This window comes from Saprospiraceae bacterium, from assembly GCA_016717265.1.
In the GTDB taxonomy this organism is placed as follows: domain Bacteria; phylum Bacteroidota; class Bacteroidia; order Chitinophagales; family Saprospiraceae; genus Vicinibacter.
The window spans coordinates 3,072,161-3,084,701 of record JADKFX010000001.1 but is presented as its reverse complement, the minus strand read 5'-3'; the positions used below and the strand labels follow the sequence as shown (position 1 = coordinate 3,084,701).

The window sequence follows — 12,541 nt, the reverse complement described above, 5'->3', positions numbered from 1 at the left end:
TTATGAAATCTAAAATATATTTTTCAAAAAATGTTCATCTCATTGGAACACTTAAACACAGAGTACTAAATTCTGTATTCTTACTATTTATTTTAATTGCCGGCATTTCAGTTTCGTCGGTTGCACAAGAAGCTCAATATACCAGACCATCTTGGTGGTTTGGAGCTGCGGCAGGTGCAAATTTTAATTTTTACCAAGGTTCAACGCAAAAATTGAATGCTGATTTTTCAGCACCGGTTGCATTTCATGAAGGAAACAGTGTGAGTCTTTTTGCAGCACCAACAATTGAATTCTATATGCCAGGTTCTGGTTTAGGTTTTATGTTGCAAGCTGGGTATGATAGTCGAAAAGGTTCATTTACCCAAGTGATAACACCCTGTAATTGTCCTGCTGATTTATCAACAGACCTTAGTTATCTTTCTATAGAACCAAGCATTAGATGGGCTCCATTTAAATCAAATTTTTATTTGTTCGGAGGTCCTCGTTTTGCATTTAATATTGCGAAGTCATTTAATTATTCATTGGGTATTAATCCGGATTATCCTGAACAAGAGCCAACTCCTGATGTAAATGGTGATTTAAGTGATATCAACAAAACAATTATCTCGATGCAAATAGGAGCTGGTTATGATATTCATTTGTCATCACTAAGAAATCGTACGCAATTTGTGCTATCTCCATTTGTTTCGTATCAACCATATTTTGGACAAGATCCGCGTTCAACTGAAACCTGGAATATAAATACACTTAGAGTAGGTGCTGCAATTAAATTTGGTTTAGGAAAATTGATTCCTGCTCCAGCAGAAGTATTGATTCAAGATTCTGAAGTTCGTTTTTATGTAAAAGCCCCTAAAAACATTCCTGTGAATCGTACCGTTCGAGAAATCTTTCCATTAAGAAATTATGTATTTTTTGATACGGGTTCCACGACAATTTCAAATCGATATGAATTATTATCGAAAGAACAAGTGAAAGCTTTTAAAATTGATAATCTGGAATTATTTGCACCTAAAAATTTATCAGGTAGATCCAAAAGACAAATGATTGTTTATTATAATATTCTAAATATACTGGGTGATCGTATGGATAAAAATCCTACAGCTACCATTAGCTTAGTTGGCTCATCAGAGAAAGGTCCAAAGGATGGTCAATTGATGGCTGCTGCAATTGAAAATTATTTGGTTGATGTATTTGGTATTAATACAATGCGGATCAATACAATTGGTCAGGATAAGCCAAATATTCCATCTGAAAAGCCAGGTGCAACGTTAGATTTGGAGTTATTGCGTGAAGGTGATAATCGAGTTTCAATTGAAAGTAATTCAACAGAGCTTTTAATGGAGTTTCAAAATGGGCCAAAGGCTGCATTAAAACCAATAGAAATAATTTTAACCCAGGAAGCACCTCTAGACAGCTATGTTTCATTTAATGTGGATGGAGGGAATAATGCATTTTCTTCGTGGAGTTTAGAAATTACTGATGAAAAATCTGTTAAGCAAAGTTATGGACCTTATTATCAGGAACATATAAGCATTCCAGGTAACTCAATTTTAGGCAATAAACCGGAAGGTGATTATAAGGTAAAAATGATTGGGATAACGAAAAGTGGCAAAACAGTGCAGAAGGAAACCATGGTACATATGGAGCTTTGGACACCTCCAAAAAGTGCAGAAGGATTGCGATATAGTATATTATATGAATTTGATGATTCTAAAGCTATTGATATATATGAAAAGTATCTAACGGAAGTCGTTGTACCTAAAATACCAGTAGATGCGACCGTTCTAATACATGGTTATACAGATATTATTGGAGAGGAGTTTCACAATTTGAATTTATCCTTAGCGAGAGCTAACGATGTTTTAAAAATATTGGAAAATGGTTTATTAAAGGTTAATAGAAAGGATGTCCAATTTGAAATTTATGGTTTTGGTGAGGACCAAAATTTATCACCATTTGAAAATAACTATCCGGAAGAACGCTTTTATAATCGGACAGTGATTATTGATATTATTGCAAAAAATAGTCAATAATTCAAATTTTGTTTTGAAGTATTTTTTATTATATTAGCTTGCCTATTTTAATAGGTAAGCTTTTTTATTAAATGATTTTTTAAAATAGTATATTTAATCTTACGTCCTGATACGCAGTAGCTTCCTTCGTTTTTACTCAAAATGATATTTATTCGTATATAGGAAGTGCATTCAGGAAGCTATAATTAAGATTTTAGAGGTTATTTTCCATTTGATATTTTATTCTATGGATTGGGTTCACTGACTACCGAATGTGTGATTAATGTAAATTATATATTTGTTTATGCAACTTGAATGGATTCTAAAAATTTACCTTTGGATGTGAAAATTCTTTCACAAATGATCCGCCATTTGCGGTTACCGAGTTTCTCGGATAAATCTAAGAATTATGGATAAAATTGAATTAAAAGGTAAATGGAATGAACAAAAAGGTAAATTGAAACAAAAATTTGCCATTTTGACTGATAATGACCTGATGTTTGAAGAAGGAAATAGAGATGAGATGTTAGGGAAAATTCAATTAAAGCTGGGTAAAACAAAAGAGGAATTGCTTTCAATTTTGGCAGCGCTTTAATACAACTTTAGGAATGGAATACTGTTTATAATATTAATATACAGTATTCCGGTCCTTTTTAAAGATGCGATAGAATCTAATATTTTATCAAAATTTTAGTAAATTTAATATTTATATTTTCAATTTTGGTAATTATGAATAGTATAGAGCTCGAAAAAGCTAAAGCTTTTATAACTGTAGAAATCATTGAGTATGTACCAAATTCTGTGGTTATTAAAACAATTTTAAAAAAGTCTACAGGAAATATTAGTGTCATGTCTGTTGATAATGGAGAAGGTTTAACTGAAAAATCATCCCCATTTGACACTTTTGTTCAAATTATTGAAGGGAAAGCTGAAATTGTTATAAGTGGTGAATCTAAATTTTTAGAAACAGGTCAATCAATTGTGATTCCTGCGCATACTGCAAATTTTGTAAAACCAAATGTTCGATTTAAAATGATTCAAACAGTCATAAAAAGTGGTTATGAATAGGCTTCTTTTTGAATGCGTTTTAATAATTAAATTGATTTTGTAAATTATCTTAAAATATTTATTTTATGAGTAAAGATAAAGGAACTAAGAATTTAAAAAAAGCACCAGCTGATAGATCATCCGGGAAAAGTAAAGTTGTTTCGGATTATAAATCAGAAAGTAAGGGAGGGCATGGTAAGTCGCCTGTAATTGATTCATTTATTGCTAAGAATGATCAAAAATCCGGGGGCAAGAAGTCTTAATTAGACTTGTTAATTGCTTGGTCTCTTTTGTTAAACGTACTTCTTGATACTATTGAAGACGTGTTGCTTGCATTGGTTTGGAAATCAAATTTAATCCAATTGTGCATTGCTATTTTTTCTTGTTTTAAATTTTTATAAAGTATATTTTAGTAAAGTGTATAAAATTTTTGTATTGTAGAAAGATGCAATTTTATTTCTTAATTTTTGATTTAAGTAAAATGAAGCTATGGTAAATGTAACTAAGCACGGAGTAATTCTAAATAAAACAGATTCTGGCTTTGAAAACGAAGGAGTATTAAATCCTGCCGCTATAAGAGTAGGAAATAAAGTCCATCTGTATTATAGGGCAGTTAGTAAAGGGAATTATTCAAGTATTGGTTATTGTTTATTGAACGGACCTTTGCTTGTTGAAGAAAGATTGGATATGCCACTTCTGTTTCCACAATTTGAGTTTGAATCTCATGGAGTAGAAGATCCAAGAATTTCAAAAATCAATGGACAATATTATCTCTGTTATACTGCTTATGATGGAGTTAATGCTTTGGGTGCCGTGGCTTTTTCAAAAGATTTAAAACAGTTTGAAAAACAAGGATTAATGGTTCCGCAACTTACCTATGATGAATTTAAACATTTGGCAACTTGTAAAGGAACCATAAATGAAAAATATAATCGGTATAATAATAGAGATCATTTACTTACTAAGCCAGGCAAGAAGATCTTGCTCTGGGATAAAAATGTGATGTTTTTTCCAAAACGAATTAATGGTTTGTTATATTTTTTGCATCGCGTTAGACCAGATATTCAGATTGCATCTATTAATGATTTGCAGGATTTGACGAAGGATTATTGGGAAAATTATTTTATGAATCTTGGAGACCATATTTTGCTCAGTCCAAAGTATGATCATGAAGTAAGTTATATTGGTGGTGGATGTCCTCCAATTGAAACAAAAGATGGATGGTTAGTAATTTATCATGGCGTTCATGATACCAATAAAGGTTATGTTTATTCAGCATGCGCTGCTTTATTGGATTTAAAAAATCCTACTATTGAAATTGCAAGATTGCCTTATCCATTGTTTAAACCAGAGCTTGAATGGGAGCTAAAAGGTGAAGTTAATAATGTCTGCTTTCCAACTGGCTCAGTTGTTTTTGATGATTTATTATATATTTATTATGGAGCAGCAGATGAGCGGATAGCTTGTGCTTCCGTAAACTTGACGGAACTCATTTCAGAATTATTACTTAATGTAAAGACACATGAAGAGTGAATTAGTATTAAGTCACGTAGGTGATTACTCCATGCCACCCATAATTAAACGAGTTTCTGTTGATGAAAAGAAAACTGAATTTCAAAGTGAGAATCTTCCGGAAATATTATTTTTAACATCTTACCCTCCACGTGAATGTGGAATTGCAACGTACTCTCAAGATTTATTAAGGGCTCTTAATAATAAATTTAGCAATTCCTTTAAATTGAAAGTTTGCGCATTAGAATCGGGTGCAAAAAATTATACGTATCCAGAAGAGGTGTTTTATACTCTGGATACTGAGAATTCTTATAATTATTTAGAGTTGGCTTTAAATATTAATGAAACAGAAAAAATTAAACTGGTTTTAATTCAACATGAATTTGGTTTTTTTACGAATAAGAGGGAATCTTATTTTCTGCAATTTTTATATAGTTTGAGTAAACCAGTTATTATTGTTTTTCATACTGTATTACCAAAACCAAATCCAGAATTGTGTTTAAACGTTCAGCGAATTTGTGCAGCATGTGAGTCCGTAATTGTGATGACTAAAAATTCTTCAGTTGTTCTAATTGAAGACTATGGTGTGGTAGATTCAAAAATTAATGTAATAGCACATGGGACCCACCTGGTGCCTCATTTAAGTAAGGAATCACTAAAAGAAAAATATGATTTAAAAGGAAGAAAGGTGCTGTCTACATTTGGTTTATTAAGTTCAGGAAAAGGAATTGAAACAACCCTATGCGCTTTGCCTGAAATAATAGAGGAAATACCTGAAGCTATTTTTCTAATTATTGGTAAGACACATCCTGGCGTAGTACAACGAGAAGGAGAGATCTATCGGAATAATTTACAGATGAAAGTAGCGGAGTTGAAATTAGCCGATCATGTTAAATTTATTAATAATTATCTTCCTTTAGAAGATTTGTTGGAGTATTTACAACTTACGGATATTTATCTTTTTACTTCAAATGATCCAAATCAAGCTGTTAGTGGTACGTTTTCTTATGCCATGAGTTGCGCTTGTCCTATTGTTTCAACACCGATTCCACATGCTAAGGAAGTCCTCCGTGATGATACTGGGATAATTATTGACTTTCAGGACGCCAAACAATTAGCAGAAGGAGTTAATTTATTAATGAAAGATGAGCCAAAGAGAAAAGCATTTAGTTCAAATACGCTGCAAAGAATTGTACCAACATCCTGGGAAAATTCTGCAATAACCCATGCTATATTACTTCAAAAAGTGGCAGGGGCAATTCAAATGAATTCTAAGGTAGATCCAGGAGTAACAAAAGTGGAGGATTCAAAAAATCAATTTAAATATATTATAGAATTGCAATATCGTTTACCGGAAGTTTCTCTTGATTTTGTAAAAAAGTTAACGACTGAATTTGGAATGATTCAATTTTCGAAAATCAATAAACCAGATATTGAGTCCGGCTATACTTTGGATGATAATGCCAGGGCATTGGTTGCAGTTTGCATGCATTATGAATTGACTGGTGATTTAAAAGATTTGAACTTGTTAAGAATTTACTTCAATTTTATTAAGTTCTGTTTTCAAAAAGACGGTAATTTTTTAAATTATGTTGATAAATACCAAAATTTTACGACGCAAAACCAGGAAACAAATCTTGCGGATTCAATGGGAAGAGCCATTTGGTCACTTGGTTACTTAATATCGAAGAAAAAACTAATTCCAGTCGAGTTGATTATAGAAGCACAAGTTATTTTGGATTCTGTTCTCATTCATATGGAAAATTTGCATTCTACACGTGCAATGGCATTTAGTATAAAAGGTTTATATTATAGTAATTTGGAACTAAGATCGAGTAGGGTATCGAGGCTTATTAAATTATTAGCTGACCGTTTAGTGCAAATGTATAAACATGAAGCAGAACATCATTGGCAATGGTTTGAAAGCTATATGACATATGCAAATAGTGTTTTACCTGAAGCCATGTTGTGTGCTTGGTTGGAAACCGCTGAACCTGTGTATAAAGAAATTGCGAAGAGCTCTTTTGACTTTTTGTTATCACTCACTTTTAATGGGAATAAAATAAAAGTAATTTCAAATTCAAGTTGGCTACATAAAGGCATAGAACCAGCACTTCATGGAGAGCAACCTATAGATGTGGCATATACAATTCTTGCTTTGGATAAATTTTATTCGGAATATAAAGACCCTAAGTATTTAGATAAATTAAAAATAGCATTCAATTGGTTTCTTGGAAACAATCACTTGCATCAAATCATTTACAATCCATGTACGGGTGGTTGTTTTGACGGCCTTGAAGAAAATCATGTAAATTTAAATCAGGGTGCAGAATCTACAGTAAGTTACTTAATGGCAAGACTAACAATTGAAAAATACTCGAAAGATCTATATGAGTAGGTAGCAGATTATTGTTTTCGGCAATTAAAATTAATAATATACCTCAAGTGGAACTCCTTATATTTCTTTAGCAAAAATGGTTTTGCTTTAAAGCAAATTAGGTGATTATTTACAAACTAATATCTGATAGGTAATCCTTTTCTGATTATTTTTATTATGTCCTCTCTGGATTTGTTTAATCGAAGCTCCATTCGGCTAATGAGTTCATCTTCTTTACCTGGTTCGAATTTCAAATCTGCTGTAGTTAACTGAGAATAATATTTTTTTAATTGTTTTGACTGGATGTCCCAATTTCCAATTATTTTGAAGGGTGCAGCAGTTTGGTCTTTTTTTTCCATAGCAATTAGCTTTTATTGAAAGATTTCAATGCAAATATTAAATGAAAACATCCATGTTATTTGCAAATTTAGCAATTAAATTTACATAATTTACTTATTTAGTAGTTAATATAGGATAAAAACCCGATTAAGATGTGTGAATTTCAATTTCAGAGTTTATTTTATAGGATTTGAAATACATTGAATAATTGTTAAAAAACAGAATTGTATCAATCATGTTATTTGTTTTGTAAGTTTTTATCTTAAGCATATAGCATAATTTGCGAATGTATTTTAATCTAAACGCACTAAAGTTCGTTGGTTTTAGTAAACCACTTTAGAACCAATAAATGGATGATAATATTTACTAATTTTGAATTTACTATAATATCAATGCATTTGTGCATTGTGATTTATATGCTTTCAAGATTTCCTTTTCTCTTCTGTTTGAGTTGTTTGTAAAAAGAGGGTGAAAGGCCTGTGATTTTTTTAAATTGATTGGACAAATGGGCAACACTGCTATAATTCAATTTATAAGAAATTTCAGTCAAATTTAATTCGTCATAAAGTAGTAACTCCTTTACTTTTTCAATTTTATTTATAATGATGAATTGCTGAATTGTGATCCCTTTGACTTCAGAAAATATATTTGACAAATAGTTATAATCGTATTTTAATTTCTCACTTATATAATCTGAATAGTTGACTTGAGGTAATTCATCTGAGTAGTGGATCATTTCAGTTATTACATTCTTAATTTTTTCAATTAAAATACTTTTTTTGTCATCCATCAGTTCGAGGCCTGATTTGAGCAGATTTTGTTTTAACAGATCGCGTTGGACAATGCTAATTTCTTCTAATATTTCAACAGTTCCCAAATCTACATTTACAAAGTGAAGTCCTAGCTTTTTTAGCTCATCCTTAACCATCAACTTACAACGTAAGCTAACCATGTATTTAATGTATAATATCAATATATTCTATTAGGTATTAAAAGAATTTGTTTTGTCGATTATAGTATTTGTTTCTTTGATAAGCAATTTTTTCCGATTTCTAGTCTAAAGTTCATTTTTTGTAAATTCAATATAGGATTTTGATTAAGAAATCCAGTTATAAGCAATTTACATCAACGGTTCATCAGGAGCTTATGTTAGGTATAACAAAATTAGCTTAAATATAGTTAAATATATTTAATTTAAATTGCTCTTTAGAGGTAAAATGACCATTTTTTTGTAAATTAGATCAATTTAAAGTATTTAGAAAGCTATTTAAGGATCACTAATTTGATCGGTTTCATCTTAGCAATTTTTAAAATATAGATTCCTGGGTGTAAGTTATTTAACTCAATAGGCTCTTTAGATGTCTGGATTGTTAACTCCAAAACTATTTTATTGTTTTGATCAAATACGACTCCATTAGTTGGCAAATGGACTTCAGGAATATCTAATTTAATTTTGTTTTGTCCAGGATTTGGATAAATTTTAAGTAGCGTATTATTTTGTTTTTCTTCTGTTTTTGTAGTATTGCAAATGCAGGGTATCGGTTTAGTGCTAATTACTAGATTATCAAAATAACGCTCTTGGTCTACAGGAGAACCTGAATTCCAATAGTTTTCAAAGAAAATGGCATTTATATGCATGTTTGTACTATCTTGATTCCAGGTGCTGTGCCAATCCAAATTTTTTGAAGACGCTTGCAATGTATCATTGATCCAAAATTCAAAAATTCCATCTTTTTGGCCTGGGCTATTTAATTTTACATGTCCAACTATGCAAAACCAAATTCCTGAGTTAATCGTATTATAAATTGGAGTAGTTCCAGATTTGAAACCCAACCATCTCAAATTATTAAAGTCATTATATTTAGTCGACTTTAATTTTCCATCCAAGCCAATACCGCTTGCAGGATCCATTCCCAAATAAAGGTCATTTGTGCCTCCAGACCATAAATGAGCCATCATACCTTGTGCCCAATTACTGTTAGCCAAACAAAGTGCCCTACTAAGCTTTGCAGGACCGCCACCTTTCCAGCCATCTTGTGACATTACATCCATTCTCCAATATATTTCATCAAAATGTTCCCCTGGACGTGCTGCATTTTTTCCAATATAACTGTCCGGAGTTTTACCAAAGGATTTGGAAAGTGATCCAGCACTTACTTCACCCTTTTGCCATTTTACACGCATGCCATAAGTTTGATCTCTTCCAACTTTATCTAATCGAATAAAATCTCCTGAATTATTGTTATATTCAAAATATTTTTGAGACAAAGGAATATTATCTTCAAAATCATCACACCAAATAGTTCCTTCCGGTGCATTCTTACAAACAAAGCATTGACCTGAAGCTGATTGTTTACAAAATATTAAAAGCAATAAGACGCTGATCGTTTGAAATTTTAGATGATAAACCATGTTGAAATTTTTAATTGGTTTAGAGTTTAATAAGTCGAATCTTTTGTCGAATTGGTTAAACATACTTATTCTTTAGGCAAAGTGTTCAAACTTGAGTATATTATAATTGCAATAATCAGAAGAATACAAATGATTATAAAAGTATATGCAATCGGATTTGCAAAATTAAAAGTCCATCCTAATTGATTTATTCGCTTTGGGAGTAAAATCCTGGAGTCACTTTTGTTATAATAGAAATAGGACCATTTCCAGTTTTTAGGATCCGAATGCCAGGATTCAAGTATTTTTTTTTTCGGCTTTTCATGCTTTGCCATAGATGTAAATTTAACAAAAATCTATTATTAAATTCAAATATAATGAATTAGCCAATTTCGACATATTCAAGTTATCGAATTATTTTAGACTATTCAAAGTGCCATTATGATTGATTAAAGGTGCTTTTCTTGCCATAAACCTATATTCCGATTTACGGAGTCCTATAGTATTCTGTCTATACATTAATGTGTATTTAAACTGGTTTTTTGCTGAAAATTATTTGTTTAATTTATGTTTATTTAAATCAAACTTTAGGACATAGTTTATGTTTTATTTTAATGTTAAATTATTTGGTTATTGGCGGTTCTTCTGGAATTGGTCGGCAATTAGCCTTGCAACTTGCGCATTCAGGACACAGCGTTTTTGCTACATACAATAAACATACGATAGAAAGTGTTGATCCTTTGTTGGAATATCATGCTTGTAATGTATTAGATGAAAAGCTTCAGTTTGATTATTTGCCGGACACCTTGGATGGTTTTGTTTATTGCCCTGGAAGCATACACTTGAAACCTTTTTCTAGAATAAGCCCCAAAGAATTTGTTGCTGATTTTGAATTGCAGTTAGTCGGTGCAGTGAAAGTGCTTCAGTGTGTTTTACCGCAATTAAGGAATACCAACTCTGCATCAATCGTATTATTTTCGTCTATTGCTGTTCAAAATGGATTTAATTTTCATACTCAAGTAGCTAGCTCAAAAGGAGCAGTAGAAGGTTTAGCTAAGTCACTTGCAGCAGAATTAGCACCAGGAATTCGAGTGAATTGTATTGCACCTTCTTTGACCGATACACCACTTGCAAGCTCACTACTTAATACTCCTGATAAAAGGGAAACAAATGCGGCAAGACACCCATTAAAGAAAATTGGTTCTGTATATGATTTAGCAAATATTGCTGAATTTCTATTAAGTGAGAAATCTGCATGGATTACAGGTCAGATTTTTCATGTTGATGGTGGATTATCAACTTTAAAAGCTTAAGCTAATGGCATTTTATCAATTTAAATTTACACAAAAAATTCCTTCTCAACTAAATGAAGTTTGGAATTTTATGGCATCCCCGGTGAATTTAAAAGAAATAACACCTGATTATATGCATTTTCAAATCACATCTATTCAGAAGACTCCAGTAATGTATCCAGGAATGATCATTAGCTATAAGATTAGCCCATTTTTTGGATTGAAATTATTATGGGTTACAGAAATCACACAGGTGAAAGAAAATTGTTATTTTGTAGATGAACAAAGAATAGGACCTTATTCTATGTGGCATCACGAACATCATATTGAAGAAATTGAAGGCGGTGTTTTAATGACAGATATTGTTTCATATCAACCCCCATATGGGTTTATAGGAGCAATCGCAAATTTCATTTTTATTAGAAGAAAATTATTAGAAATATTTAATTATCGGGAGTTAGCAATACGTAAAAAATTTGGATCTTTGATATAAATCTTGTAGTCATAAACAGGATCCTGGAATCAATTAAATTTTGAATGAATTAATTTGCTTATATCTGTTTGGTAAATTCTACTTTTCCCATTTTCGTATTTATTCATTTCGGTTAGAAGCGATTCAATAGTTTGTGGTTTGACAAATTTAGTATTTACAGAAGTTCTTTTACTTGTAAAATATAGTTTACCTGATTTTGAATGCACAAAGGGACAATAATCCATTTGGGCGGAGTTAAATTTTTTACCGATGTTTTTGGAAGTAGTCCATTGCTCGTTTCCTTTATTAAAGCTAATATATAAGTCACCGCTTCCATATCCTCCGGTTTTGTTATAGCAAGTATAAATTAAATAAGATTCGTCTGCGGCAATAAACCCATTAAATTCATATCCATCAGTATTTATGGAATCACTCATGGATATAGGTTGCAGATACTGACCATTGATAAACTTGCTCACAAAAATATCATCTTTTCCCTTTGAATTTCCTCCATCGCAGGTAAAGTAGAGATTATTTAATCTTGATACCGATGGATAAAATTCATTGTCTTTTGTGTTTACTGGTGGACCAACATTTATTGGAATTGACCATTTGCTTCTAAAGTCTTTTCTTTCAACATACCAAATGTCATAATCTTTTGACTCCTGTGCAGTATCCGAAATTGGTCTATTGGATGCAAAATACAATTTCAACCCATCTGGTGATAAAAATGGTTCAAGATCTTGGAATTGTCCGGAAAACGAAGCGACTCGAGGCTTTGACCATTTGCCATCAATAATTTTAGAATATAGGATTATAGATAGTTCACCAAGATAACTTTGAATCGTAAAAAACATTTCATTTTCTTTTTCCGAAATTGCCAAATCTCTTACATTTGGATACTTTGAAAATAACTCCGGTAGAAAAGCTTGTGTTTTATCTATTTGTTGCTGACTTTGACTTATTGCAAAACTCAAAATTAGGAGTAATGTTAGTTTAAACTTATTTGGAATTCTGTATTTCATATTTGTATTTTGGAAGACAAATGAATTAGGAATACTGTATTTAATTGAATGTTTTTAATTTTTCTAAAAGGATT

At 31.4% G+C, this 12,541-nt stretch carries 13 protein-coding genes; 8 read left to right on the top strand and 5 right to left on the bottom strand.

Annotated elements, in window-relative coordinates; translation table 11 throughout:
- Positions 1-2 precede the first annotated feature (2 nt).
- The 6 genes from IPO86_12080 to IPO86_12055 all read left to right on the top strand — a co-directional run bounded on the left by IPO86_12080 (position 3) and on the right by IPO86_12055 (position 6,969).
- Positions 3-2,033, top strand: a complete 2,031-nt coding sequence (locus IPO86_12080; GenBank protein ID MBK9728844.1) for an outer membrane beta-barrel protein — start codon at positions 3-5, stop codon at positions 2,031-2,033.
- 388 nt (positions 2,034-2,421) lie between these two features.
- Complete coding sequence (locus IPO86_12075) at positions 2,422-2,607, top strand: CsbD family protein (protein MBK9728843.1); 186 nt, start codon at positions 2,422-2,424, stop codon at positions 2,605-2,607.
- Between the two features lie 134 nt (positions 2,608-2,741).
- Entirely contained in the window at positions 2,742-3,080 is a 339-nt protein-coding gene (locus tag IPO86_12070; protein MBK9728842.1) for a cupin domain-containing protein, read from the top strand.
- Between the two features lie 65 nt (positions 3,081-3,145).
- A complete protein-coding gene (locus IPO86_12065) occupies positions 3,146-3,322 on the top strand; it encodes a hypothetical protein (protein MBK9728841.1) in 177 nt (58 codons plus the stop codon).
- Positions 3,323-3,548: 226 nt separating this feature from the next.
- The gene (locus IPO86_12060; protein ID MBK9728840.1) at positions 3,549-4,592 is read left to right on the top strand and encodes a pesticidal protein Cry7Aa; all 1,044 of its coding nucleotides are present in this window, start codon (positions 3,549-3,551) and stop codon (positions 4,590-4,592) included.
- Entirely contained in the window at positions 4,582-6,969 is a 2,388-nt protein-coding gene (locus IPO86_12055) for a glycosyltransferase (protein ID MBK9728839.1), read from the top strand. The genes IPO86_12060 and IPO86_12055 overlap by 11 nt, the downstream gene beginning before the upstream one ends.
- Positions 6,970-7,085: 116 nt before the next feature.
- Here IPO86_12055 and IPO86_12050 read toward each other — a convergent pair whose 3' ends face one another.
- From IPO86_12050 to IPO86_12035, 4 genes are all read right to left on the bottom strand, one after another.
- Positions 7,086-7,307, bottom strand: a complete 222-nt coding sequence (locus IPO86_12050; protein MBK9728838.1) for a hypothetical protein — start codon at positions 7,305-7,307, stop codon at positions 7,086-7,088.
- A gap of 392 nt (positions 7,308-7,699) precedes the next feature.
- Positions 7,700-8,239, bottom strand: coding sequence for a helix-turn-helix transcriptional regulator (locus tag IPO86_12045; GenBank protein ID MBK9728837.1), 540 nt, complete (start codon positions 8,237-8,239; stop codon positions 7,700-7,702).
- Between the two features lie 311 nt (positions 8,240-8,550).
- Complete coding sequence (locus IPO86_12040) at positions 8,551-9,699, bottom strand: T9SS type A sorting domain-containing protein (GenBank protein ID MBK9728836.1); 1,149 nt, start codon at positions 9,697-9,699, stop codon at positions 8,551-8,553.
- Positions 9,700-9,764: 65 nt separating this feature from the next.
- Positions 9,765-10,013, bottom strand: coding sequence for a hypothetical protein (locus IPO86_12035; protein MBK9728835.1), 249 nt, complete (start codon positions 10,011-10,013; stop codon positions 9,765-9,767).
- 279 nt (positions 10,014-10,292) lie between these two features.
- On the opposite strand from IPO86_12035, the gene IPO86_12030 reads away from it, so the two are divergent.
- The gene (locus IPO86_12030) at positions 10,293-10,991 is read left to right on the top strand and encodes an SDR family oxidoreductase (protein MBK9728834.1); all 699 of its coding nucleotides are present in this window, start codon (positions 10,293-10,295) and stop codon (positions 10,989-10,991) included.
- 4 nt (positions 10,992-10,995) lie between these two features.
- Positions 10,996-11,463: an SRPBCC family protein gene (locus tag IPO86_12025; protein MBK9728833.1), complete on the top strand. Its 468-nt coding sequence runs from the start codon at positions 10,996-10,998 to the stop codon at positions 11,461-11,463.
- A 29-nt stretch (positions 11,464-11,492) separates the two neighbouring features.
- On the opposite strand, the gene IPO86_12020 is transcribed toward IPO86_12025, so the two are convergent.
- The gene (locus IPO86_12020; protein ID MBK9728832.1) at positions 11,493-12,467 is read right to left on the bottom strand and encodes a PD40 domain-containing protein; all 975 of its coding nucleotides are present in this window, start codon (positions 12,465-12,467) and stop codon (positions 11,493-11,495) included.
- Positions 12,468-12,541: the final 74 nt, after the last annotated feature.

What these genes read in the sequence shown, in the direction of transcription:
- IPO86_12080 (MBK9728844.1), top strand. Translation starts at nt 3, where the DNA reads ATGAAATCTAAAATATATTTTTCAAAAAATGTTCATCTCATTGGAACA.
- IPO86_12075 (MBK9728843.1), top strand. Translation starts at nt 2,422, where the DNA reads ATGGATAAAATTGAATTAAAAGGTAAATGGAATGAACAAAAAGGTAAA.
- IPO86_12070 (MBK9728842.1), top strand. Translation starts at nt 2,742, where the DNA reads ATGAATAGTATAGAGCTCGAAAAAGCTAAAGCTTTTATAACTGTAGAA.
- IPO86_12065 (MBK9728841.1), top strand. Translation starts at nt 3,146, where the DNA reads ATGAGTAAAGATAAAGGAACTAAGAATTTAAAAAAAGCACCAGCTGAT.
- IPO86_12060 (MBK9728840.1), top strand. Translation starts at nt 3,549, where the DNA reads ATGGTAAATGTAACTAAGCACGGAGTAATTCTAAATAAAACAGATTCT.
- IPO86_12055 (MBK9728839.1), top strand. Translation starts at nt 4,582, where the DNA reads ATGAAGAGTGAATTAGTATTAAGTCACGTAGGTGATTACTCCATGCCA.
- IPO86_12050 (MBK9728838.1), bottom strand. Translation starts at nt 7,307, where the DNA reads ATGGAAAAAAAAGACCAAACTGCTGCACCCTTCAAAATAATTGGAAAT.
- IPO86_12045 (MBK9728837.1), bottom strand. Translation starts at nt 8,239, where the DNA reads ATGGTTAGCTTACGTTGTAAGTTGATGGTTAAGGATGAGCTAAAAAAG.
- IPO86_12040 (MBK9728836.1), bottom strand. Translation starts at nt 9,699, where the DNA reads ATGGTTTATCATCTAAAATTTCAAACGATCAGCGTCTTATTGCTTTTA.
- IPO86_12035 (MBK9728835.1), bottom strand. Translation starts at nt 10,013, where the DNA reads ATGGCAAAGCATGAAAAGCCGAAAAAAAAAATACTTGAATCCTGGCAT.
- IPO86_12030 (MBK9728834.1), top strand. Translation starts at nt 10,293, where the DNA reads ATGTTAAATTATTTGGTTATTGGCGGTTCTTCTGGAATTGGTCGGCAA.
- IPO86_12025 (MBK9728833.1), top strand. Translation starts at nt 10,996, where the DNA reads ATGGCATTTTATCAATTTAAATTTACACAAAAAATTCCTTCTCAACTA.
- IPO86_12020 (MBK9728832.1), bottom strand. Translation starts at nt 12,467, where the DNA reads ATGAAATACAGAATTCCAAATAAGTTTAAACTAACATTACTCCTAATT.